Genomic DNA, 25,825 nt, shown 5'->3' with positions numbered 1-25,825 from the left:
CATCTCTTTACTAAGTAGTTGATTAGGTTTCAAGAAATAAACTACTCAAAACACCTCTCTGTGGTACAGGTAATATGTCTTTTTATGCCATTCGTTTTCAAATAACAACCACTCAATCTGAAATTTTTGTCAGGGTTTTAGCTACTTCCTAATTTTGACATCAATAAGTAAAAGTCATGAAAACTAATTACTGCCGGATACAGCAGGAAGTACAAAAAATTACATTTATTACAGAATATCATACTGACATGAAGACAAATCAGATTTTACTCGTCAAAGAAAGTTTTAGTTTAGTCGCTAAAATCCCTGCTGAAACCGTTGGCAACCTTTTTTATACCCGTTTATTTGAGATAGCACCCGAATTAAAACCTATGTTCAGAAATGCTGATATGACGGAACAGTCACGAAAACTATTATCGATGCTTTCATATATTATCAGCAAATTAAATAATCTTGAAACGATTCTTGACGATGTAGCCAGGCTCTCTCAACGTCACGTGAAATACGGTGTACAGGATTATCATTATGAAAAAGTAGGTGAGGCACTATTATGGACACTGGAGCAAGGCTTAGGAAAAAACTGGACAGAGGACACCCAGGAAGCCTGGGTTGTTTGTTATACTCTTCTGTCGAGAGCAATGAAAGAAATGAGCCAGGAAGTAGCAGTTTAACCGTTAAAAAGAAAACTCCAATGCTCTGCGGCGGGTTTCTTCGTCGGTTTTGATATAGTCTTCCAAGGTTGGCGTCTTTACAAAACTTACCCGCTGCATACAATCTTCGATTAAATCTGACATTTCCAGAAAGCCGATTTCATCGCGCAGAAAAGAAGCCACGGCTATTTCGTTGGCTGCATTGACAATACAAGCCATATTACCGCCTTGATTGAGCGCTTCAAAAGCAAAACCCAAGTTTCTGAACGTCTGTAAATCGGGTTGCTGAAAAGTCAATGAAGGATATTTGCTGAAATCGAATCTCGGGAAATCAGATTTCAGGCGGGCAGGGTAGCTCAAAGCAAATTGTATCGGCACACGCATATCAGGCAAGCCCATCTGTGCTTTGATACTTCCGTCTTCAAACTGTACCATTGAGTGAATAATACTTTGTGGGTGTACTACTACTTCTATCTGGTCGGGAGTGAGGCCAAACAACCATTTAGCTTCAATGACTTCAAGACCTTTGTTCATTAAAGAAGCCGAATCTATAGTAATTTTAGCCCCCATGCTCCAGTTCGGGTGCTTGAGTGCCTGTAGCTTGGTTACGTTTTTCAGAAACTCTCTATCTTTGCCCAGGAAGGGGCCACCGGAAGCGGTCAGTATTATTTTTTCGATAGGGTTATGAAACTCTCCTACCAGACATTGAAAAATAGCTGAATGCTCTGAGTCTACCGGAAGAATATCTACCCTGTTTTTAGCAGCTAAACCGGTTACTAATTCTCCGGCCACTACAAGGGTTTCTTTATTGGCTAATGCAATGTGTTTACCTGCTTTTATGGCTGCAATAGTCGGAATCAGCCCTGCATAGCCCACTAAGGCCGTAAGCACCATATTGATTGACTCCATCTGAACCACCGACGAGAGGGATTTTTCTCCGGTATATACTTTAATATCCAGCGGGTCAAGCGCAGAAAAGACCTTATCGTAGAGGGTTTCGTTTGAGATAACTACTACATTAGGCCGAAATCTGATTGCTTGTTCTATCAACAAATCTGCATTATTCTGGGCAGTAAGCACTTCGATTTCAAAAATATCGGGGTTTGCCGCTACTACCTCCAATGCCTGTGTACCTATCGACCCCGTTGAGCCTAAAATAGCTAAATTTCTTTTCATGAATAATCAGGAATATTATAATCTGAGAATAAAATCTGTTGTACCTGCGTTAATATTTTTTATAAAGCTTTTCTGAGTTACGCTTAATATCTAAGACAAAGTTCGGAAAATTTAATGAGAATTTTTTATTTTGCTAACCGTATTGAGACAGGAGTATATTTAAACCAAGGGCTGATAAACCTGGTTTTGGCTGAATAGCCTGAGTATTTCAGATGCACACTAATAAAATTTCTTTGAGGAGACAGATATATGCAAACGACAGAAGACCAATTTCAATTCTTTGAGGGTGTCTTTTTTGAGACATTGGGGCGAGATGTGCAGGTTACTGAATATCGTTTGCTTCAGGGTGGAAGCATCAATATAACCGTGCAGGTTCATACCAATGAAGGGAAGTATTTCATTAAGTATAATACCCGTAACCACGAAGGTATGTTTGAAACAGAAGCTAAAGGATTGAATCTATTGCGTGAAGCTGAAGTAATAAGGATTCCGGAGGTAATTAACTGGGGTAGAAGAGACGGGCAGGATTACCTGGTTTTAGAAAACATTGAATACTCTAAGCCTAACTTTAATTATTGGGAAGTGTTGGGACAAAATTTAGCTAAACTCCATCGGAACACTAACGATTTTTTTGGTTTACATTTTAATAATTATATAGGATCTTTGCCACAAAACAATGAGCCTTATACTGACTGGCTGAGTTTTTTTATCGAAAAAAGGTTGAATATTCAGGCAGGGCTTGCTTATTATAACGACCTCATCAGCAAAGACTTATACGACAAATTTCAAAATTTTTATAAAGCTCTGCCCAATCTGTTGCCGAACGAAAACCCAGCCTTATTGCACGGGGATTTATGGTCGGGTAATGTGATTACTGATGATAAGGGGAATCCTTGTCTGGTTGACCCGGCCGTATATTATGGCAACCGTGAGATGGAAATGGCTTTTACTTCGCTTTTTGGTGGTTTCGATAACCGTTTTTATGAGGCCTACCACGAAAGTTTTCCTTTACAACCCCGTTTCGATGAACGGATACCTGTTTATAACATTTATCCACTGATGGTACACGTCAATATTTTTGGTACAAGTTACCTGCCTCCTGTGCTCAGAACTTTGAACAGGTATTTGTGAATCTAAAGTACTAACAGATTACACCCACGAATATCTGAATTATCAAAACGCCCGATAACACTAAATTGCCGGCTATTTACCTGATAGGCTCCTAAGTCTTGTGTTTCGATAAAACTACAGGAATCTATGTTTGCCAGGTCTATTACATTAATTCCCCCACGAATAGTTGTTTCTTTAGAAGTATCTGCACGGAATTGTGATGAAATGATTTTGAATGGGTCGTTGATTTCCCTCAATAAGATTTTCATGGTATCAGGTAATTCAAAAACGCCTTCGCCTTTGGAGTAGCCCTGAGAGAGTAATTCGGTCATTCCATATTCAGAGTGTATATGTTGTATTGGCAAGTGGCTGGTTAATATTTCGTGTACTTCTTCGCGTAGTAATTCTTTTCTTCGGCCTTTCATGCCACCAGTTTCCATTACTATGAGCTTGTCTTTGAAATGGTCTAAAAAATCCAATTCCCTTTCATTTTCCACTAAATCAAGTAAGGCAAAAGTTACACCTATGAGCAAAACCTTTCGGTGTGTCTGAGAGTTTTCTGATAGCTGGTGGAGTTTTTCGAGCAATTCTGTGGTGTTATGTAAGTAGAATCCTGACTCACGCGAAAAAGTGCGATAAATAAAACTCTGCACCATATACACCAAAGACGAGTTATTTCGTTCAAGATACGAAGGTAGTAGTGCCAGTATGTGATAGTCGGTAAGAGGGCCATAAAACTGCTCAAAAATCTTCTGACTGATGTGCTCATAAAAAGGTAGGTCGCTCACATAATGTTTACTGGTATTCTGTTGGGTAGTACCACTACTTTCAAAGACCATTTGCGTAGGTGCATGATCGGTAATAACTTTGTGATACTTGAAAAACTGAATTGGTAAAAAAGGAATTTTATCTAAACGATCAATTTTTTGAGGGTTAACTCTTAGAAAACCTAAATACTCTTGATAGACCGGATTGGCAACTGCCTGAAAGCGAAAGATTTCTAAAGCCAATTCCTCAAAAGTATGTGAATTCTGAGAATGATCATTGATTTGCAATACCGCCGATTTTAGTTCGTCACGAATACCCATGTAAAAAGATTAATTAATAGTTTAGGAGAGAACGAAGTTGTTTAGGATTATTTCTTTCATTTAAAAATGTGTTGATTTGGTTCGCCCAAAACACCACTATTTTTAAAAATAAATTAAAATCCTAAACAACTTCAGCAACAAAATTTTATGGTTTCAAACACTAAACTATCTTTTTTATACTAAATTGCTTATAAAATTACAGATAAGAAATGAAAAAGGTTTCAGTATTGGTTGTTTTTAGTGTAGTGGCTTTGGTTACAGGTTGTTACAAAGAGGTATCATTTGATATAAAACCCTATATTGAGTTCAAAGATTTACGTAAGGAAATCAGATTAGACCAGTTTTCAGGCTCAAAGAAAGACTCGGTTATTCTGACAATCAAGTTTCAGGATGGAGATGGAGATTTAGGGCTGAATGAAGAAGAAAAAAAGACAGCCGTAACGAATCAGGACTTCAATTATATTGTGCGTATTTTTCGTCAGAAAAAAGGCGTTTTCCAAGAAGTAATTCCTGATGTAACCTATTCAGGGTTTTTCCCACGTTTGAAAGTAGATAATAAAAAGGGGCCTATTGAAGGAACGCTTGATTATTCATTTGTGTATTTTCAGGATTTTACACCTAAAAAAGACTCTCTGAAATATCAGGTTACCATTAAAGACCGATCAGGGAATTTATCTAATACCATAGAATCGAAAGTGATTATTCTGAATGAGTTTTAAACCTAATAAACAGTTTTACATTTTCATTTAAAAAAGTCTATACTTTTTGTGTGTGGCTATATTCATCAATAAACTTATACTTTTTCAAGACTTTCGTATATACTTTCTTTAAATACTCTACTCTGCAAAACGCTTCATTTTTTGTACTATTCTTATTAACAATTTGATAATCATAGGATTATTATAGAAAAATGAGGATTTCTCATTGTATTTTTCTAATTTTGCAGTTTATTTTAAAAAGGTGTAGTTCGTTAGTCGTTTATCCGTGATGTGTCGGGGTAAAGATTGACGCATTACGATAACAGTTAGACTTCAATGCAAAACATTAGAAACATTGCCATTATTGCCCACGTTGACCACGGTAAAACAACGTTGGTTGACAAAATTATTCATGCTTCAAAAATTTTCAGAGAGAATCAGGAATTCGGTGATTTAATTCTTGACAACAACGATTTGGAACGTGAGCGCGGAATCACCATTGTGTCGAAAAACGTATCGGTACGTTATAACGATGTTAAAATCAATATTATAGATACTCCAGGCCACGCCGACTTCGGTGGCGAGGTAGAGCGTGTGTTAAAACTTGCTGATGGTGTTATTTTATTAGTTGATGCTTTTGAGGGACCAATGCCTCAAACCCGTTTCGTATTAGGAAAAGCTCTACAATTAGGCCTAAAACCAATTGTAGTTGTTAATAAAGTAGATAAAGAGAACTGTCGTCCTGAAGAAGTTCACGAGCAGGTTTTCGATTTGATGTTTAACCTTGATGCAACTGAAGATCAATTGGACTTCCCTTGCTTGTATGGTTCATCAAAACAAGGCTGGATGAGCACCGACTGGAAAAAACCAACGACAGACATTATCCCGTTACTGGATGCCATTGTTGCTAATATTCCGGCTTCTCCGGTAGTAGATGGTACTGCGCAAATGCAGATTACTTCTTTGGACTATTCATCTTTCGTAGGTCGTATTGCTATCGGCCGGGTGGCAAGAGGGGTTTTGAAAGAAGGTATGCAGGTAGCACTTTTGAAAGCTGACGGTAGCGCGAAAAAGATGCGTATCAAAGAATTACACGTATTTGAAGGTCTTGGAAAAGCAAGAGTGACTGAAGTAGGTTCTGGTGAGATTTGTGCAGTAACAGGTATCGAAGATTTTGAAATTGGAGATACTATTGCTGATGCTGAAAATCCGGAAGCATTACCACGTATTTCTATTGATGAGCCAACAATGAATATGTTGTTCACCATCAATAACTCTCCGTTCTTTGGTAAAGAAGGTAAATTCGTTACTTCGCGCCACTTACGTGACCGTTTGATGAAAGAAACTGAGAAAAACCTTGCCTTACGTGTAGAGACAGGTGAAACAGAAGATAAATTTATTGTATTTGGTCGTGGTATTCTTCACTTATCTGTATTGATTGAAACGATGCGTCGTGAAGGATATGAGTTACAGGTTGGCCAGCCACAGGTATTATATAAAGAAGGTGAAAACGGTGAAAGATTAGAACCGGTTGAAACTTTGGTAGTAGATGTACCGGAAGAAACTGCAGGTAAAGTAATCGAGTTAGTAACACAACGTAAAGGTGAGTTATTGATTATGGAACCTAAAGGCGATTTACAACACCTTGAGTTCAATATCCCTTCCCGTGGTTTGATTGGTTTACGTTCAAATGTCCTGACAGCTACTTATGGTGAGGCAATCATGAACCACCGCTTCAAGGCTTACGAACCATTCAAAGGTGCTATTCCTGGTCGTATCAACGGTTCGTTGATTTCTATGGGTAATGGTCCGGCTACTCCTTATTCAATTGATAAATTGCAGGATAGAGGCGTATTCTTTATCGACCCGAATGAAGATATTTATATGGGTATGGTAGTTGGTGAGCACAACCGTCAGAATGATATTGTGATTAACCTGCAAACAGCGAAGAAATTAACCAATATGCGTGCTTCTGGTTCTGATGATAATGTGCGTATTGCTCCGAAAATCAACTTCTCATTAGAAGATGCAATGGAGTATATCCAGAAAGATGAATACCTGGAAATCACGCCTAAGTCGATTCGTATGCGTAAAATTTACCTTGACGAAAACGAGCGTAAACGTTACGAAAGCAAAGGTGCTTTTGCGATGGCGTAAGCTGATTGAAATAGAATATATAGAAGAATCCCTGCCATACGGTAGGGATTTTTTGTTTGTGGTTGTTCTATTTATTCTCAATCCTCAAAATTACTCTCCCGCTTCTGCATCTTAGCCATAAAAGCCTCCTGCAAATCGCTTGATAGTAACATAGCTGCATTCCAGGTTGCCATATAATTCAGTCCATCAGCTACAGAATGGTCTCTGGTGTGTAGTAGGATATGTTTAGTGCCGCGAATAGATAAGGGAGATTTAGAAGCAATGGTAGCAGCTAATTTGAATACCTCATCCATCATCGTATTTTTATCAGGAAAAGTCCGATTGACAATGCCTATTTTCTCTGCTTCTTTGCCGTCAACATTTCTCCCAGTATAGGCCATTTCACGTACTAAGCCGTCACCGATAAGTTTAGGCAGTCGTTGTAGCGTGCCTAAATCGGCTACCATGCCCATATCTATTTCTTTAATGGTGAAGTAGGCGTCTTCGGTGCAATAGCGCATATCGCAAGCGCAAATCAGGTCTATGCCACCGCCAATACAACCCCCATGAACCGCCACTAAAACAGGCTTCGAGCAGTTTTCAATAGCGTTAATCGGAGCTTGTAAACAGAATACATCCTTCCTGACTTTTTCTCTTCTCCTACCCTCACAGGTAATATCAGTTTGTGATACCGACATCAGCAAACTTAAATCGATACCTGCGCAGAAATGATTGCTTTCTCCTCCTTCCAGAATAATGACCCGTATGTCGGGATTTTCATCCAGATTCTCAAAAATCTCTTTGATTTCATCCCATGCTGACTGGTTAAGCGCGTTGGCTTTTTCGGGTCGGTTCAGTATTACATGTGCAATATGTTTTTCAATCGAAAGTTTTAATGTTTGCAAGAGCATGGCATTTGGTGGTTTGTTGAATAAAAAAGCCGGAGAGGGCTCTCTCCGGCTAAATTTACGCAAATTTCTCTACGATTTATTATTTCTTCTCTCCACTTGTTTGTACACCTGTCGGTTGATTTTTTCTTGCTTCCTGCATCGGATTTGAGCCACCACCGCCAAAACCTCTTTGTTTAAAGGCCTGGAAGCGCGTAGGTTGCGCAGGTTCTTTGGGGAAGGCATTGTCTGAAGTATCAATATCCGGTATTTCGTGATAAGGATCCAATTTAAACTTCGCTACTTTTTTGGTGGTTATCAATGTCTTTTTCACCTCTTTATCGTTCACTCTCCATATTTCAACAGGTATTCTTACATCTTCAAAGGTACCATCTTCAAACTCCATTCTGATAATTACCGGCATTACAAGACCGCCTTTATTTTTCAGGCTCATCACATAGAAATTTTTGCCTTCATCTATCATTTTGCGTTCGTCAGCAGTTAGCGTCGAAAGATATTGCTCATATTTCTTTTTATCAGCATCTGTTACAGCAAATTTATCATAAGAGTTATAGAAATCTCTCATGGTTGAATCTGCCTCAACAACCGTTTGCTTAATATCTGTTTTATTACGGATATTACTCAAAGTCTCTCTCTTGGCATCGGCATCCGCTTTTGCCATTGCTTTTTGTTTAGCAGGGTCTTGGGTATCTATGCTATACCATTCTACATTAGCAATCGCCTGGTCTGCTGGTTCAACACCATAGAACCAGCCTTTCCAGAACCAATCCAAATCAACGCCGGAAGCATCTTCCATAGTTCGGAAGAAGTCGGCGGGTGTCGGGTGTTTAAATGCCCAACGACGTGCATATTCCTTGAAAGCATAATCAAATAGTTCACGGCCCATAATAGTCTCACGGAGGATATTCAGACCGGTAGCAGGTTTTGAATAAGCATTCGGGCCAAAAGTACCCGGAATAATATTATCAGAACTACTCATGATTGAATTTTGCTTATCTGCATCCAGTTTCATGTAGTTAGTAATGTATTGAGGTTCGATACCTGTAGCAGGGAAGTTTCTATCCCATTCCAGACAGGTTAATCCTTCCAGGAATGAGTTTAAGCCTTCGTCCATCCATGACCATTGACGTTCGTCAGAGTTTACAATCATCGGGAAGAAGTTATGACCTACTTCATGAATAACTACCAGAATCAGGAAGTTCTTAGTGCCTTCTGAATAGGTACCGTCTGCTTCCGGACGAGCACCGTTAAAGCTCATCATCGGGTATTCCATACCGCCTACCGAACCATGTACTGAATAAGCCACCGGATAAGGATAAGCTACTGAGCGTTTTGAGTAATTAACAAGCGTATGTGCTACTACACGGGTTGAGTATTGTCCCCAAAGCGGATTGGCTTCTTTTGGATACAAAGACATGGCCCATACTTTTTTACCTTCTACATCGACCTGCATGGCATCCCAGATAAATTTACGGGAAGTAGCAAAGGCAAAATCACGTACGTTTTTGGCTGCATATATCCAGGTTTTCTTACCAGTTGGCTTGCCTTTCTCTGCGGCTTCGGCTTCTGCTTGTGTGACAATCTCTACTGGCGACTTAGCTGTTTTAGCTTGCTCTAAACGCTTCATCTGCGTAGCTGATAAAACCTCTTTTGCATTTTGCAACTCTCCTGTTGCACCCAATACCATATCGTTTGGTACTGTTAAAGCTACTTTATAATCTCCGAAAGGCAACGTAAATTCTCCCTGACCTAAAAATTGTTTATGTTGCCAGCCGTTTACATCATCATAAACCGCCATACGAGGAAACCACTGAGCGATTTCATATAAAATATTGCCATCTTTCGGAAAAAGCTCATAACCACTTCTACCACCAACCGATTTCAAATCAATGATATTAAATTTCCAGTCGACCTGAAACACGAACTGCATACCCTTAGCCAATGGGGCAGGCAAGTCAACACGCATCATGGTACCATTAATAGTATAGCGTAGGTCTTTGCCCGTGGCATCTTTTACGGCAGAAATCTTATAGCCATAGTCTTTATCATTCGCTCCACTTAAATTGCCCAATGTAGTAAAACTTGAACCATTGGTTGGGTTAATGGCACTCTGGCGGGTGATATTACCATCTGAGTTTTTTGAGAATACGTTCTGGTCTAATTGTAACCAGAGGTAACGTAATTCTTCGGGCGCATTGTTGGTATAAGTAATTTTTTCGGTGCCTGTGATACTCTGGTTAGTATCGTCTAATTCGGCTTTGATATCATAATCAGCTTTTTGTTGCCAATAGTCTCTGCCAGGCGCGCCAGCAGCCGTACGGAAGGTGTTGGGTGTAGGCAAGCCTGTACCCATTTGTTCGAACCTGGTATTGGCGTTGTATTGGGTAGTGGGTGCTTGTTGTGCATTGACAGACAAACTTCCACAAATCACCAAACCAATAAAAATAGATAGTTTTTTCATGCTTTGAGATGAAGGTTTAATACAGTTCAGATGATGTATAAAATTTATGCGAAATTAGAGAAATTTATGCACCGATAATCACGCAATTTAGGGGATATTCTCTTTAGAAAAACCATTTTTCAGTCATTAATTTAAAGGCTACCCCAGCTACGAAACTCGAAAGAATCAGATTCCAGGTATGTTTTCTCACCTGAAAACCGCTCAGAACTAAAAATGAAAGCATCATTGCAATAGAAACAATTAATACCTGACCAAATTCAAGCCCGATATTAAAGGCCAGTAATTGTGGAATAATATTTTCGTCTCTACCTAATAAACTGCGCAGATAATTGGAAAACCCCATGCCATGAATCAATCCAAAGCCAAGTGCCAGAATATACCTGACAGGCGAAAAACTTTCTTTGTCTAATATACTATCGCTACTCTTATGGAAAAGATTAGTGATGCAGGTAAAGATGATTGTTACAGGAATCAGAAACTCTATGAGGTCGGTACTGTAATCAATTATATTTAAGGCGGCTAACGCTAAAGTAATTGAGTGCCCAATGGTAAATGCGGTAACAAGAACCAGTATTTTTTTCCAATCGGTTATGCGATATATGGCACATAAAGCTACTACAAAAAGAATATGGTCATAGCCATTAATATCGGTTATGTGCTGATAACCTAATTTTAAAAAAATAAAAAATTCTGTCATTAGTGCAGTGTTAGGGTTGTATATTAGTAACAAAAATACAAGTTTTGTAAGACCCTGATTAGAAAGTATCTGCTAAATTTTTAAAATTATGCATATCCGTAAGAAAATTGGCTTTGCCTGGGGGTATTCTTTCATTGTCTTTCTGCTGACAGGCTACTACTTTGTCAGTCATAACTGGACATTCTTTGTATTTATCTATGGCTATGTGCTGGTACCTATCTTAGATGCAGTCATTAGCCGGGATTCGCAGAATGCCAGTACAGAAGAATATGAAAAATTGTTAAAAGACAAGTATTTTGATGTATTGGTGTATTCGCACGTATATATACAGTATTTTATGTTAGTATGGGGCTGCTATATCCTGATTTATGACAACCTGACCTGGTGGCAGATAACGGGCTTATTATTGAGCCAAGGTGTATATGCTTCTACTATTATTAATGTAGCTCATGAATTAGGACATCGCACCAATCCATGGGCGCAATTTCATGCCAAAGCCGCTTTGATGACCGTGGGCTATATGCACTTTCTGATAGAGCATAACCGGGGGCATCATACACACGTAGCCACGCCACTTGACCCTGCCACCGCCCGCAAGAATCAAACTATCTATTCTTTCTGGAAACAAACTCTCATCGGTAGTTTCAGAAGTGCCTGGCAGATTGAGAAGAAGCAATTGACAAAACAAAATCTTTCTGTATGGTCGTGGCACAATAGTATGATTTGGGCAATTGTATTACCTATTCTGTTTTGTTTAAGTATGACTTTATTATTCAGCTATTTATCAGGTAGATTTGAGTGGATTATCCCAGTATTTCTCATTGTTCAAAGCATAATAGCTGTACTTTCTCTTGAATGTGTCAATTACATAGAGCATTATGGAATTATGCGTAAAGAAATTGCACCTGGCAAATATGAAAAAGTAAATCCTTTACACTCGTGGAATGCTAATCATTATTATAGCAACCTGATGCTCTTTCATTTACAACGCCATTCAGACCATCATGCCTATGCTGCAAGGCCTTATCAGGTATTACGTCATTTTGATGAAAGTCCACAACTGCCCTACGGTTATACCATGATGATACTGATTTCATTGGTGCCACCTTTGTGGTTTAAGACAATGAATAGGCGATTAGAGGAGTGGCAAGAGAGAGAATACAGTACTGAGGAGATACGAGCAGTGGTGAGTCGGTTTAGTTGATTAGTAAAAAGCCTTCTTCTGGTATCTTTATAATAGATCAAAATGATTTTGAACTATTGTTCTATTAAAAAAATCTATCCTGCTTTTCTCTAATAAAGGTGCCGATAAATAGAAAATGTTACCGATAAATAACAAATATTTCTACGTTCTAAAATCATAGTAATATTTGTTTATTATTTGCTCATTCCATAAACAGATAAAAAATCATTAAAATTATGGCAACATTTCATGTTATCGGTGACTCATTAATTGACCCGGAAGAATTATTTAATAAACGCTTTAGCGGAGAATTAGAAGCAACGCGGAATCTTGATTTTGAAAACTCCAATAAAACTATAAGTTTTGCCAATATCGGAACCTTCGAATTTAAAACATTACTTGACGTAAATAAGGATTTAAACCCAACCTTTACTCCAATAGGCTTGGGGCAACCATTGAGTATTGAAATTACTACTGTATATATTGGTGATTATAAAAAGTTTTTAGGAGGTAAAAAAGATGTACTTATCGTTTCCGGGATAAAAAACAGCCTTACCTTCGGAGCAAGCCCACGTGCTATTAATATTAAGGCTAAAAATGTTAATGAAAGGGCTTTTCTTTCGCAGAGTGCGTTTGATGAAGGAACAAATATTGTTTATTATACACCTGCTGTTGATGCCGAACAAATGGTTGTTTCTTTTGAAATTATGTTTGATAATTTTAACACAAAATTATTTGATATTATCTCAACTTTAGCCACTTCTGCCGCTGGAATACCTCTTTTTTCTCCCGCAGCACCATTTTTACTGGGTGGTTCTCAATTAATAAATATAGGCTCAAAATTAGGCGATGCCGTATTTTCAGGAAAGCCTAATTTATCTGAATCAATACCAATCCGATTCGAATCTCCGATATTTCCTCCAACCGAACCTAAGTCGTATGTATTATATAACGAAAAGGACAAAGCTGAATTTGCGAATCTAAAAATGGCCTTAGTTACCGATGTTAATACAAACCCTCAGTTAAAATTAGTAGATAAAACAAGCGGTGATGTGTATAATGGGTCTGCTTCTTATTTAATCGTTTCATTAGATGGTGGCACAAGACAAAGTCTGGAAGCTTTTGCTCCAACCTTAGCTTCAGCATCAATATTAAAACAATTCTATGGAGCATCTGATAAAATAGGCGAAGTTACCGGAGCTCTGCAAGAAGCCATGCAATTATATAATGATTCAAATTATAAAGCCAAAGGAGAACGTCTTAAGAAACAAATGGCCGAAAAGCCAAAGGACTCGGATGAGTTTAAAAAGCTCAAAAATCTATATGAGGCTTATGCGGCAAATATTCAGAATGAAAATTTTAAATTAGAGCCTATTAAAGATTAAATATGCCACTAAGGTAACTATAAAAAGGAATAAAAAACTTTAAAAAGATGATATAACAGAAACAGCAGCCTTTCGGGCTGCTGTTTCTGTTATTATGCTCAAGTCTGATAAAATCAGAAGAATTTCGCTCTGTTATCTTTGATATTGGCGTTGTCACGGATAGCCTGATTAGCTAAGTAAGAAGCACCAAAGCCACCGGCACGTTGCATTACCTGTGTTTTGTATTGAGAGTAATCAGCAATAGCAGGCGCAGGCGTAAGCGCAGTAGTTTCTACAATGAACACACCGTTTTCGCCTACAAATGGTTTTGAACGTTTACCTGCTGACTGGCTGAAAATCTTACCGATCGCAATCGGGTCAACACCCGGAGTAGTCAATAAACCTGTCGCAAAACTAATCTGGTTAGCGGCTTCAACAATGGCACCTGCACCATATTTCTCGGCAATTTGCTCCAATGTTCCTGCTGCCCCTGTTAATTTCTTCATGATTTGTTCTGCTTTGATTTCATTACGGACCTTCGCCGTCAAGGCATCTCTGAAATCATCTACTTTAGGATCGTCTTTATCTGACTTCGATTTAATGGCCGCAACTATGAAATTATCTCCTATCTCAAAAACTCTGTTTGAAACCGAGCCTACTTTAGTATCGTCATTAAATGCCCACAATACTACTTCACGTGCATTCTGAATTGTATTAAATGCGGCTGCATCAGGGAATACTCTCTCAGCTTTCAACATGACCAGTTTCGGGTCTTTTTTTACTGCTTCTTCAAATTCTTTGTCAGAATCTGCACTTGCCCGGAGTGTTTCAGCTCTCTGGTAGATTGCATTACGTGTAGCTTCACTTGCCTGTAATTCACGGCTGATGCTGGCTACTTTGTATTTAAGATTCGTTTTTGGCTCAGTAACTTTAATGATATGGTATCCATAATCTGTTTCTACCAGGTTCGGGATTAAGCCCGTTCCGCTCATGCCAAAAACCGCATCATTAAACGGTTTTACCATTCTGCCTTGCGGGAAGAAACCTAAATCTCCGCCTTGCTGAGCCGAACCATCCTGGCTGTTTGCACGAGCCAGAGTAGCGAAATCAGCACCTTGTTTCAACTGATCTAATAAATCCTGTGCCTGTTTACGGGCAGCAGCTTTTACTGAATCAGGAGCTGCTTTATTAGCAGGGATCAGGATATGACTTGCTCGTGCTGTATAAACAGTATCTGTGGTAGTACCTTCATATTTATGAATCGAATATACATTGCCTTCTTTGAATGGCCCGATTACTGCCCCTGGAATTGCCGTAGCTAAAGCTGTTTTTAAGTCAGCACTTAGTTCGCTGGCTGAACGCTCGAAAGGAACTCTTACTTCAGAATTAGCTGTAGCATAGGCTTGTGCTTCTGTTGCCGCGGCTAAACCTTTCGCAAAAGATTTAATGTCGTCATAAAGCGCGGCACTATCTTCTTTGGTTGGCGCCACCTGATATACCACGTAGTCGAACGTGCGGCTATCGTAACCTACGTATTCTTTGCTATGTTTGCTGAGGTAGTCAGACAACTGGCTGTCAGTTACTTTAACGGTTGTATCGTTAACGCTGAAATACGGAACGTACAAGTATTTAGCATCTGCTTTGGTTACCTGTCCTTCATATTCTTTTTTAGCTTCTGCTGTAGTTACAAAAGTTGAGGCAGAAAGTAATGCGTTATATTTTTCTAACAAACGTTGTTGTACGGCACCTTCTTTAATCTGATCCCAAGCCATTTTTTGCGGAGCAGGCAACTGGTTACTTGCCGCAGCGTTAATGAATTCGATGTGACGATCACGGTCGTACTGCCCTGTTTGAGGGTCTGTAAACTGTTGTTTAATCATCGGGCTCAGGTTTTTAGTACCTTGAATCATCTCACGTAATTCATCAGGAGTTACTTTTAAGCCTAATTTTTCAAATTCTTCTTTGTAAGCAATATCAAAAATCATTTGCTCCCAAACCTGATTGCGGAGTTGTTGCACTTCTTGTTCTTGTAATGCTCTTCCTGCCTGTTGTTCGTAATTGGTACGTGCTACATCTAATTTTGCCTGAAATGCCTGTGCATCAATGCTTGTGCCTGCGATTTCACCAATTTTATTTTTGTTACCGCCAAAAAGGCCTCCATTTCCACCATTTCCGTAGAATAAATCTCCTCCAACGATAAATAGAATAAGGGCAATTGCGATAACTGCAACTGCGATCCCCGAACGCTCCCGAATTTTGTTAATTAAAGCCATTAGTTTTTATTTTATACTGAATTTTAGTCCGTGTTTTTAGGTGATAATCGGTAAAAGGTAAAACCTGTAAAAAAACGAACCGCAAAAATACATAGATTCATACATATTATCAAAGAAATACAATTAGGATTATCTGTTTTTTAACAAGTTTTATAGCATTTGAACCACAAGCTGTCACAAAAAGCCTCAATTGGCTCTAAAACAGACTGTTTTATCCTAATTAAGGCTTATAATATTTTTTTATAAAATCTTTATTTTCAATAATTTGGAGTAACTATTAAAAATATTCATTTAATAAAGTCCCCTCCTTTAGAGGCCTACGTTTACCACCCATAGACTAACGCCACACTATTAATCAATTCCTGCAAAATTTCTCCGTTGTCAGAATTCACCATGACAACTACTCCATTGCCACCCTCTAAACTCCCATAGTACTGGCATCTGAAACCCTCATTGGCTCCGCCATGTCCAAAGGTTTTTACTGAACCATTTTGCGTAATAAAAACACCTAAAGCTGCACTTTTATCAAAATAAGGAGTCAATCTTAGCCTGGTCATTTCCTGTGAAAGCACTTTATTGGATTTTCCTGCGAGAGATAATTGCGTTTCGATAATGTAATGGGCTAAATCGGTTGGGTTAGTCCATAAGCCTGCTGCGGCTTGTTCGGGATAGATATGATACTTCCCTTTTATTTCGTTCTTGTTTGCTCTGTATCCTGTTGCCAGTTGATTCGGTTTCTTATTAACTGGCGGCTGTGCGTAAGTACTATTCAACATGCCCATAGGTTTCAGCACATTGTTCCACATATATTGAGCATAGGGTACTTTTGTAATGTCCATCACCATTAACTGTGCGATGGTAGTACCTCCACCCGAATATTGCGTTTTCAGTCCTGGTTCAAACTGTGAGCGGACGGCAGAAGTATTCGCAGGCTTTTTACCATCTAATATTTGTGGAATAGTAGGAAGATTATCCCCTACCTCATAACCCGGAAAACCATGTACCGTCAATCCGGCTGAATGGCTAAGCAGATTTGCCACATTGATTTTTTTATCTTTTGATTTTTCATCATAAGGAAACTTCCATGAAGAGAGGTAAGTGTTAATATCAGCATCAAGTGCCAGTTTTTTATTCTGAACTAATTTCAATACCCCTACTGCATTTAATGATTTACTGAGAGAGGCCGCCTGAAAAAGTGTTTCGATAGTAACTGGTCGTTTTTCGGCTATATCAGCCCATCCGTATGCCTTTGCCCATTCTATTTTATAATCTTTAATAACAGCTATGCTTAAACCATATACGCCATAATAGTTCATACGCTCGTCAAGCTTCCAGTTTTGTCTGGGAGCATCAGGTTTGTCGGCAGGTTTACTATTAAACAGGCTTTGTTCTACCTGTTTAATTTTCTCCTGTACTTCTTTGCTATAAGCAGTTTGTTGTGCCTGTGCATAAGAAATAAACAGACACGCCATGATACCTGTTAAAATGCTAAAGATGTGCTTTTTCATGATAAAGGGAGTAATAGATTAAAAACTTCTTATAATTTGCGAAGCTACGTGATACAAGACAAATAATTAGCTAATTTTGTGCGTTTTTTGAAGAAACCTCATTTTATTTATGAAATATCGTATTCTCGGATTTTTCTGTTTCATTTCTTCTTGTTTTTATGCCTGTCAAAGTTCAGAATCAACTACCGAAGCCTCTGATGTAGATGTATCTAATGTAAAAGTCAGCGTGAATATTGAGCGATTGGAGGAGCCTTTGATGCAATTGAAGACGAAAGAGGAAATCAAAGGTTTTTTAGAAAAACACCGCACTTTTGTTGAAACTTTTTACCAGACTCCTGCCAACGATACGGCACTTATCAGCAGACTTGATTATCTGATTCATTATCCTGAGATTCAGGAATTATATAGGCAAACACAAGAGGAATTCGGCAATTTAGATGATTTAAAAAAAGAGTTTGAGGGCGCCTTTAAGCATATCAAATATCATTATCCAGATTTTAAAGAACCTAAAATCATTACGACTTTTGCCGCACTTGATAATGAATTGGTGGTAAGCGATAGCCTGATAATAATCCCTTTAGAATCATTCATTGGCCCGAAAGCTAAGTATCGTCCGCAACATCCTAATTATATGTTAAGACGCTACGATAAACCTTATATAGTACCGACCGTTGTTACGCTTTTATCGAGAAAGTATAATAAGATTGATATAAACGACCGAACATTACTGGCCGATATGGTTTTCTATGGCAAAAGCTTTGAATTTACGAGAGCCGTGATTCCGAATATAGCCGATTCTTTAGTAATGGCTTATGCAGACTCTAATCTTGTAAAAAGCTGGCATAATCAGGGGCAGGTATGGGCGCATTTTATTGATAATAAGCTCTTGTATGAAACCAATGACAGAATCAAAGACAAGTATATAGGCGAACGACCCTATGTAACCGAAATAGGTACAGATTGCCCCGGACGCATAGGCCAGTGGTTAGGTTGGCGAATAGTAAGCCGTTATCGAACCGAAAACCCCAAGATTACGTTAGAAGAATTAATGCAAAACGCCAATGCGCGTGAGATTTTTGAGCAATCGAAATATAAAGGACAAACGGAAGAATAGCCGTATTACTTCGCACCCATTTAATTTTAAAATCCTCATGTTTAAATAAAGAGGATACTTACTATGGCAAAGAGACACCGAAGTTTTGGAGAAGAGGCTTCAGAAAAAGACAAGAAAAAAATAAGTGCAGAAGGGTTTAAAAAAGCCCTGAAAGTTTTCAGATTTACCTTACCTTATAAATGGACATTTGTGATAGGCTTCATTTTTTTGATTCTTTCACAACTGACTTCCATGAGTATTCCGCTTCTGATGGGGCAAATGGTGGGTGCTATTGTATCGCCAGATAAATCTACTCCATTGCCCGATTCAAATCCTATGGGCAATATGAATGTGATGGGTGATAAACTACAGAATATTTTTCATTCGGCACCTAATTTCACTTTAAATGAAGTAACCTTTCTTTTTGTTGTTTTATTGATATTGCAAGCCGCTTTCTCATTCCTGAGGGTCTACACTTTTACGCGTGTATCAGAGCAATCAATGCGTGATTTGCGGAAAGAACTCTATACCAAAATCATTACTTTACCTATCACTTTTTTTGAAAAAAGCCGCGTAGGTGAATTAATGAGCCGCATTACTTCTGATGTTACACAATTGCAGGATGTACTTTCCATTACATTAGCAGAGTTATTCCGTCAGGTGTTTACATTGGTTGGTGGGGTTTTATTAATTACGCTTATCTCTGGCAAATTAACTCTCTTTATGCTGTCTACTTTTCCTTTTCTGGTAGTAGCTGCTATAGTTTTCGGAAGGTTTATCAGAAGAAACTCTAAAAAGGTGCAGGACGAATTAGCCAAGACCAATATCATTGTGGAAGAAACGCTTCAATCGGTTAATGTCGTAAAGGCCTTTACTAACGAGCGTCTGGAGGTTAATCGTTATACTACTTCTATTCAGCGTGTGGTTGATTATGCGTTAAAAGCTGCCACTTTCAGAGGTGGTTTTATCTCGTTTATCATTTTTGTGCTGTTTGGCGGCGTAGTTGGTGTAGTATGGTATGGTGGCAATCTGGTATTGAGTGGAGAATTAGACTTCAAAGATCTTTTTACCTTTATTATTTATACAGGCTTTATTGGTGGTTCGGTTGGTGGCCTGGGAGATATGTATGCCCAGATACAAAAAACGATTGGTGCTTCTGAAAGGGTATTAGAAATTTTAGAGGAGAAATCGGAAGTAGATGTGCGTCGTCCGTTTGAGTTTAAGAAAACACAAGGCAATGTAGCATTTGAAAATGTAGGCTTTGTGTATCCGTCAAGACCTGATGTAACGGTTCTGAAAGATATTTCTATTGATGTGAAAGCCGGTGAAAAAGTGGCTTTAGTTGGCCAAAGCGGTGCAGGGAAGTCGACACTCGTGCAATTATTAATGAAACTGTATCCGCTTACCAAAGGTAAGATAATAATTGACGGGCAAGATATTGCGAAACAGGATGTAACAGAACTAAGAAGCAATATTGCTATAGTACCACAGGAGGTGATGCTTTTTGGTGGCAGTATCTATGAAAACATTGCTTATGGCAAGCCCGGCTCTACTGAAGCAGAAGTGTATGAAGCAGCACGAAAAGCCAATGCTTTTGACTTTATTACTTCTTTTCCTGAGAAATTCGAAACAGTTGTTGGGGAACGAGGGGTAAAGCTATCGGGTGGACAAAGACAACGAGTTGCTATTGCCCGTGCGATTCTGAAAGACCCATCTATTCTGATTCTTGATGAGGCTACCAGCGCACTGGATTCTGAATCTGAAAAACTGGTACAAGATGCACTTGATGAGTTAATGAAGAACCGGACAACTATTATTATTGCGCACCGGCTGGCAACTATCCGCAATGTAGATACGATCTATGTATTGAAAGACGGAGCCATTGCAGAATCAGGCTCACACGATGATTTGATTCTGAAAGAAGAAGGAATTTATGCAAATATGGTTAAATTACAGTTTGATAATGTAAATTTGCTGGTAGAATAATAATTATCTGAAATACTATCTGATTCATAAAGAAGTTTTAAATTGAGGTAAATGGTATTTCATTACTTTTCATGAATTTAAAGGTAAAAAGTCATGAATTTCTCTAAAAATACACTAAAAGAATACGACTTACGCCATACGGGCTGTCGGGAAGATATATTGCAGTCGTTCCAGTCTTATAGCCATGCTCTTTCGCATGGAGATCTGGAAACGCTATTCGGCGAGCGTTTCGACAGAGTAACGATTTACCGTACACTGAAAACTTTTGTCGAAAAAGGTATTATCCATAAAGTATTAGACGACGAAGGCGGCACGAAGTATGCGCTTTGCCGTTCGACGGAATGTACACATGATGAACACCACCACGACCATGTGCACTTTAAATGTCTGGTATGTGGTAATACTACCTGTATTGAAAGTGTACATATTCCGAAAATCAATTTGCCTGATGGTTACAAACTGACCGATATTAATATGCTGATGCAGGGCATTTGTCCTAATTGTAAAGCATAAGTTTCGTATTAGACCCTGTTATTTTGAGTTTCTTCTACTTTTAGCCATCAATGTCTTATAAAACCAATTTGATTATAGCACTCGGCCTCGTATATGTGGTCTGGGGCTCTACCTTTTTAGGTATGAAGTATGCCATAGAAGTGCTTCCACCCATGATGGTTTCCTGCTTACGCTTTCTTACTGGGGGAGTTCTGCTTTTTATATTTACACTCTGGAAAGGCTATGGAATACCCAAAGCGACCCAGATTCGTGGTGCAGTGCTTGTTGGTGTAATGTTGAGTGGCATAGGCAATTGCGCAGTGGCATTTGCCTTACGATTTATGCCATCAGGCTTAGTAGCCCTACTGGTAGCTACTCTACCCGCCTGGATGATTATGCTCGACTTCTGGTTTTTCAGCAAAACCAAGCCGACTCTGATTGGTCTGGTAGGATTAATTGTAGGTTTGTTTGGTATGGTTTATTTGTTGGATATCACAAATCCGGCAAATACTGCCAATCGGGAAGTAGCTATTTTTCCGGCTCTGCTGGTTTTTGCAGGCTCTGTGGCCTGGGCTTTTGGGTCTCTTAAATCTCCTTATTTATTATTACCCAGACCTCTGCAATCTACGGCTATACAAATGATTGCCGGAGGAATTTTTTCTTTAACCATGAGTCTGATATTTGAAGATAATCATCTGCAAGCCATCAGGAATATGACTTTTGAAACCTATATGGCAGTCCTTTATCTGATTATAGTCGGCTCTTATGTGGGCTATAGTGCTTATCTATGGCTAATAAATAATGCTCCACCACAATTAACGGCCACTTATGCCTATGTCAATCCGGTAGTAGCTTTCTTTTTGGGTTGGATTTTTAAAGGTGAGTTACTGACAACCCGTTCATTGATAGCTTCTTCTATTGTATTAACAGGTGTAATATTGATGACAATAGGTAGACGAAAGCCAGCTTCAAAAACTGTTCCGATTGAATAGAGCTATACCGCAATTTTTTGAACCGCCGTACAAGACCTATGCCGTAAACTTATCCAGTTGTTTTACCAGCACATCAAAATCTTTCGGGTAAGGGGCTTCTATTTTGACCACTTCACCATTTAATAAGCGGAAAGTAAGCGAATGAGCATGTAATGCCACTCTTTTAATTAACGGTAATTCTTCAGTGCCTTTTTTCAGGTTAAACTTCTTACTTTTTAGCTGAGATAAGAAAATATCGTCGCCGCCATAAGTCGGGTCACAAACAATAGGAGCCTTCAGACATTGTAAATGTACCCGAATCTGGTGCATACGGCCTGTAATGGGAATACATTCTACAAGGGTATGATAGCGATAGGCTTTCAAAGTAAAAAAAATTGTCTCTGCTATTTTTCCCTTTTCCCGGTCAATTCTTACAGCTGTACCATCTTTCAATTGAGCAATAGGTAAGAAAACCGAAACGCTATCAAAATCATGCACACCATTCACTACAGCATGGTATCGTTTGGTTACCTCACGGTTTTCAAACTGCATGGCCAGATTTCGGTATGCTGCCGGATTTTTAGCAATAGCCAATACTCCTGACGTTTCTTTGTCCAAACGGTGGCACAATTGTGCGTCATCTGAATACCCTTTTGCTAAACGCAGAATACTCTGGTGCTTGTCTTGTGTGCGCTCGTCAAGACTCGCTAAAAAAGGGGGCTTATTAATTACTATATAGTCGTTGTTTTCAAAGATGATTAAATCTTCAAAAACCACATTCCTGGGTGTCGTTTTTATTTTTGGTGTCTCCTGAAATTCCTGAAACTCGAATTCGTAATCCATATTGCAGACGGGAATAATGAAATTTTATACAAAGTTAGACTTTATATTTTAAAATAAGACAAAACAAGAACCTCATACCCTTTTACCTGAATCTAAGCAGCTCATTCAATGCGCTTTTTTTTAACGCCATTAATTTAATATATTTGCATAAGTTACCATTCCTTCTCTCTGCTGTTAATTATATTTATAATCTAATTAAGAGTCCGACATAACAACCCAGATTACCAAAAAGAAAAAACCTTAGCATTTTTAATATATTGTGTCATGAAATTTAAACAACTATTTACTTTTATAAGTATTATTGCTGTTGTGGTTATGAATAACAATGGATATGCCCAGGCTCCTGTTGTTATAGATTCTCAAACAAAAACCCCGCTTCATCCAACCTCTTCTTTAGAAACTTTCAGAGATACATCAGCTAAACTATCTTTTGAAGAAATCCGTAAACAAAATTTCAGACCTTTGGGAGATGACTACTTTATATTTCCCTATACAAACGATGTTAATTGGGTGAGGTTGAAAATTGAGAATAAGAATGTTAGGAATAAGCACTGGACGCTTCAATGGCTTAATCCTTTAGTAGAAAAACTTGATTTTTATATTTCAGATAGCACAAAGCAACATTTTACACATACTGAATACAGATTAATTACCAAAAAAGAAAAAAAATTATTAGAGGTAGAACCGGCTTTCGCGTTTGAATTAGCCCCACATACCTCAAAGATTATTTACGTTAAGATCACCTCACAACGGGGGCATTATGGTACTATCAGTATTCATTCGCCTGAATCGCTAACCAAAAAAACTTTAGATGCTTATATTGAGCAGAGCTTTACTAATGGCCTTCTGTTTTTTCGTTTTTTCTTAGTAGTCATACTGGCTATTTTTATCATCAAACTTCCGATTTTCAGAATATATTCCTTGCATACTGTCTTTAAGACATTTACCTACTGGGGTTTAATGAATATCCCAGGGCCGCTTTTTACGGCTAATCCTGATATAGCAAAAAAAATAGATTTTCTCTCTTATAATTCTGTTACCATCACAAACGCATTGCTTGTTTTAGCAGCTTTTGCTACGCATAAACTTCCGAAATGGCATAAGATGCTTACTTATTTTTTTATTTTTGCGGCTATTACTATTGATATATTGGCAGTTATGGATTATCAATGGTATTGGCTCAAAACCGGACTTTATTTAATTGTCTTTTCTTCATTTTACTTTCTGACAGTTTATATCTATAGTCTAATAAAGAAATTGCCTACGCACCAGTATTATGCAATCCCATTCATTTTTGGTATGATAAGTTATCTGCTTATCTGCACACGGCTGTTAGGCTGGCTTGAATATAAGCCTTTATTCCGCTTATCTTCTCTGCTATTTATTACTGAAAACTTTGTTTTCGTCTTTTTTCTGGGGCAGATATTCAGAAGTGCCGAGAGGAATAAAATTCTTGCAGAACAACAGCTGGGTTTCAATTTAGAACAGAATGCCCGTCTGAAAGAATTAGATAGCCTGAAAACAACATTCTTTGCTAATATCTCTCACGAATTACGTACACCTCTTACCCTGATTCTGGGGCCGATTCAGGAACTGAAACAAAAATATCCGTTTGAAAACCTATTGCCATTGATGCAGCGTAATACACAAAGGCTTCTTACATTGATTAACCAGCTATTAGATATCAGCAAGTTAGAAGCCGGGCAAATGAAGGTTGAAGTAAGCAGGCAGAATATCGGTAAATATTTCCGCACACTTACCAGTTCATTTACTTCATTAGCCGAAAGCCAGAAAATTGCATTTGAGACCTCCGTTGGAAAAGAAGAGATATGGGGTTATATTGATAGAGATAAATTAGATAAAATTATTACTAACCTACTTTCAAATGCCTTTAAGTTCACGGCAAAAGAGGGTAAGGTAACTGCCAAAATAGAAAGTTATAATTCTAAAACCATCTCTATTGCTATCAGCGACACTGGTATTGGTATAAAAAAAGATAAATTAGATAAGATTTTTGACCGTTTCTATCAGGTAGACAGCTCTCAGAACCGCAAATTTGAAGGTACTGGTATTGGGCTGGCTCTGGTTAAAGAATTAGTAGATGTGCTAAAAGGAAGTATCAGTATAGAAAGTAAAGAAAATGAGGGTACTACATTCATAATAAAATTGCCTGTTGATAAAGAAACCTGGAAGAACGTGATTAGTGAAGAAGTTTCAGAAACTGATAACCATTCTGAAAATCTTACCCAAAGCTTAATAGTAAATGATCATGTTAAATCTATGACTGACCCTTTGAACGGAGAGCAGGAGAATATATTATTGATAGTTGATGATAATGACGATATAAGGACTTACATCAAAAGCATCTTTGAAAAAGAGTATCAGGTTATTGAAGCTGTAAATGGTAAAGAGGGGATTGATAAAGCTACTGAAAAAATCCCAAACCTGATTATCAGTGATTTGATGATGCCAGAGATGGATGGTTTTGAATTTTGTAAGGTATTGAAATCTGATGAAAAAACAAGCCATATCCCGATTATCATGCTTACTGCCAAAGCCAATATAGAAAGCAGAATGGAGGGACTGGAATTGGGGGCTGATGATTATCTTACCAAACCTTTTTATAAGGAGGAGATATTAGTAAGGGTACGGAATCTTATTTTGATACGTGAAAAACTCAAAAAATGGTATGGCAAAGAGGTGGTTGAGTTAAAACCTGATGAAATCAAGGTAAATTCTATTGATGAAGCGTTTCTTCTGAAAGCCAAGGCTATAATTGAAAAAAATCTTTCAGACAGCCAATTTGACTTAGGCCGTTTTGCAGGAGAAATGGCCATGAGTACTGTTCAGCTACGCCGTAAAATTAAGGCATTAACCAATCAGACAGCCGTAGAGTTTATTCGTAGATATCGATTGCAGAGAGCTGCTAACCTCCTCAGACAAAAAGCAGGGATGGTCTCTGACATTGCCTATCAGGTAGGTTTTGAGAGCCTTCCTTATTTCACGAAGGTATTTCAGGAAGAATTTGAAATTACACCCTCTGAATATGCTAATAGTCAATAAGATCAAATAAACTTTCTTCATGTTCAAAATGAGTAAAAGAATGTCCATTTTGTGCTAACTCCCTGTAAAGTAGCAAGGCTATTTTTGATGTATTATTTCCCAGCTTAATACCATCAAAAGTCTGA

19 protein-coding genes are annotated in these 25,825 nt (G+C 38.3%); 11 read left to right on the top strand and 8 right to left on the bottom strand.

Going from position 1 to position 25,825, the window contains the following annotated elements:
* Positions 1–176 precede the first annotated feature (176 nt).
* Positions 177–671 carry a globin family protein gene (locus H1R81_RS26105; RefSeq protein WP_181843705.1) on the top strand — a complete coding sequence of 165 codons (495 nt, stop codon included), beginning with the start codon at positions 177–179 and terminating at the stop codon, positions 669–671.
* Positions 672–674: 3 nt separating this feature from the next.
* Here H1R81_RS26105 and H1R81_RS26100 read toward each other — a convergent pair whose 3' ends face one another.
* Positions 675–1,826, bottom strand: coding sequence for a 1-deoxy-D-xylulose-5-phosphate reductoisomerase (locus H1R81_RS26100; protein ID WP_181843704.1), 1,152 nt, complete (start codon positions 1,824–1,826; stop codon positions 675–677).
* A 249-nt stretch (positions 1,827–2,075) separates the two neighbouring features.
* On the opposite strand from H1R81_RS26100, the gene H1R81_RS26095 reads away from it, so the two are divergent.
* Positions 2,076–2,957 (top strand): fructosamine kinase family protein, encoded by an 882-nt coding sequence (locus H1R81_RS26095; protein ID WP_181843703.1) that lies wholly within the window; start codon positions 2,076–2,078, stop codon positions 2,955–2,957.
* Between the two features lie 2 nt (positions 2,958–2,959).
* Here H1R81_RS26095 and H1R81_RS26090 read toward each other — a convergent pair whose 3' ends face one another.
* Positions 2,960–4,024 carry an acyl transferase gene (locus tag H1R81_RS26090; protein WP_181843702.1) on the bottom strand — a complete coding sequence of 355 codons (1,065 nt, stop codon included), beginning with the start codon at positions 4,022–4,024 and terminating at the stop codon, positions 2,960–2,962.
* A gap of 209 nt (positions 4,025–4,233) precedes the next feature.
* On the opposite strand from H1R81_RS26090, the gene H1R81_RS26085 reads away from it, so the two are divergent.
* Both H1R81_RS26085 and typA read left to right on the top strand, forming a co-directional pair.
* Positions 4,234–4,743, top strand: coding sequence for a hypothetical protein (locus tag H1R81_RS26085; protein WP_181843701.1), 510 nt, complete (start codon positions 4,234–4,236; stop codon positions 4,741–4,743).
* A gap of 315 nt (positions 4,744–5,058) precedes the next feature.
* Entirely contained in the window at positions 5,059–6,879 is a 1,821-nt protein-coding gene (gene typA, locus H1R81_RS26080) for a translational GTPase TypA (protein WP_181843700.1), read from the top strand.
* A gap of 77 nt (positions 6,880–6,956) precedes the next feature.
* Here typA and H1R81_RS26075 read toward each other — a convergent pair whose 3' ends face one another.
* From H1R81_RS26075 to H1R81_RS26065, 3 genes are all read right to left on the bottom strand, one after another.
* Positions 6,957–7,832 carry a crotonase/enoyl-CoA hydratase family protein gene (locus tag H1R81_RS26075; RefSeq protein ID WP_229251230.1) on the bottom strand — a complete coding sequence of 292 codons (876 nt, stop codon included), beginning with the start codon at positions 7,830–7,832 and terminating at the stop codon, positions 6,957–6,959.
* Between the two features lie 16 nt (positions 7,833–7,848).
* Positions 7,849–10,227: a M1 family metallopeptidase gene (locus H1R81_RS26070; protein ID WP_181843699.1), complete on the bottom strand. Its 2,379-nt coding sequence runs from the start codon at positions 10,225–10,227 to the stop codon at positions 7,849–7,851.
* A gap of 103 nt (positions 10,228–10,330) precedes the next feature.
* On the bottom strand, positions 10,331–10,924 hold the full coding sequence (locus H1R81_RS26065) for a HupE/UreJ family protein (protein WP_181843698.1): 594 nt from the start codon (positions 10,922–10,924) through the stop codon (positions 10,331–10,333).
* An 88-nt stretch (positions 10,925–11,012) separates the two neighbouring features.
* Between H1R81_RS26065 and H1R81_RS26060 the strand changes: the two genes are divergently transcribed.
* Entirely contained in the window at positions 11,013–12,128 is a 1,116-nt protein-coding gene (locus tag H1R81_RS26060; protein WP_181843697.1) for an alkane 1-monooxygenase, read from the top strand.
* Between the two features lie 215 nt (positions 12,129–12,343).
* On the top strand, positions 12,344–13,492 hold the full coding sequence (locus H1R81_RS26055) for a hypothetical protein (protein ID WP_181843696.1): 1,149 nt from the start codon (positions 12,344–12,346) through the stop codon (positions 13,490–13,492).
* 113 nt (positions 13,493–13,605) lie between these two features.
* Here H1R81_RS26055 and H1R81_RS26050 read toward each other — a convergent pair whose 3' ends face one another.
* Together H1R81_RS26050 and H1R81_RS26045 are read right to left on the bottom strand one after the other, a co-directional pair.
* Positions 13,606–15,744, bottom strand: coding sequence for a peptidylprolyl isomerase (locus H1R81_RS26050; RefSeq protein ID WP_181843695.1), 2,139 nt, complete (start codon positions 15,742–15,744; stop codon positions 13,606–13,608).
* Positions 15,745–16,067: 323 nt separating this feature from the next.
* Positions 16,068–17,252 carry a serine hydrolase gene (locus H1R81_RS26045; protein WP_181843694.1) on the bottom strand — a complete coding sequence of 395 codons (1,185 nt, stop codon included), beginning with the start codon at positions 17,250–17,252 and terminating at the stop codon, positions 16,068–16,070.
* Positions 17,253–17,361: 109 nt separating this feature from the next.
* On the opposite strand from H1R81_RS26045, the gene H1R81_RS26040 reads away from it, so the two are divergent.
* From H1R81_RS26040 to H1R81_RS26025, 4 genes are all read left to right on the top strand, one after another.
* Positions 17,362–18,366, top strand: coding sequence for a gliding motility protein (locus H1R81_RS26040; RefSeq protein ID WP_181843693.1), 1,005 nt, complete (start codon positions 17,362–17,364; stop codon positions 18,364–18,366).
* 63 nt (positions 18,367–18,429) lie between these two features.
* Positions 18,430–20,331 (top strand): ABC transporter ATP-binding protein, encoded by a 1,902-nt coding sequence (locus H1R81_RS26035; protein ID WP_181843692.1) that lies wholly within the window; start codon positions 18,430–18,432, stop codon positions 20,329–20,331.
* Positions 20,332–20,424: 93 nt separating this feature from the next.
* On the top strand, positions 20,425–20,844 hold the full coding sequence (locus H1R81_RS26030; protein WP_181843691.1) for a Fur family transcriptional regulator: 420 nt from the start codon (positions 20,425–20,427) through the stop codon (positions 20,842–20,844).
* Positions 20,845–20,912: 68 nt separating this feature from the next.
* Complete coding sequence (locus tag H1R81_RS26025; RefSeq protein WP_229251229.1) at positions 20,913–21,815, top strand: EamA family transporter; 903 nt, start codon at positions 20,913–20,915, stop codon at positions 21,813–21,815.
* Positions 21,816–21,851: 36 nt separating this feature from the next.
* Here the strand turns inward: H1R81_RS26025 and H1R81_RS26020 are convergent, their stop codons facing one another.
* Complete coding sequence (locus H1R81_RS26020; protein ID WP_181843689.1) at positions 21,852–22,637, bottom strand: RluA family pseudouridine synthase; 786 nt, start codon at positions 22,635–22,637, stop codon at positions 21,852–21,854.
* A 264-nt stretch (positions 22,638–22,901) separates the two neighbouring features.
* Here H1R81_RS26020 and H1R81_RS26015 point away from each other — a divergent pair, with 264 nt between their 5' ends.
* Complete coding sequence (locus tag H1R81_RS26015; RefSeq protein WP_181843688.1) at positions 22,902–25,700, top strand: ATP-binding protein; 2,799 nt, start codon at positions 22,902–22,904, stop codon at positions 25,698–25,700.
* Positions 25,701–25,825 lie beyond the last annotated feature (125 nt).

Source organism: Emticicia sp. BO119 (assembly GCF_013912375.1).
Taxonomy (GTDB): domain Bacteria; phylum Bacteroidota; class Bacteroidia; order Cytophagales; family Spirosomataceae; genus Emticicia.
The sequence above is the reverse complement of the archived record's forward strand: the minus strand, read 5'-3'. Positions and strand labels throughout refer to the sequence as shown.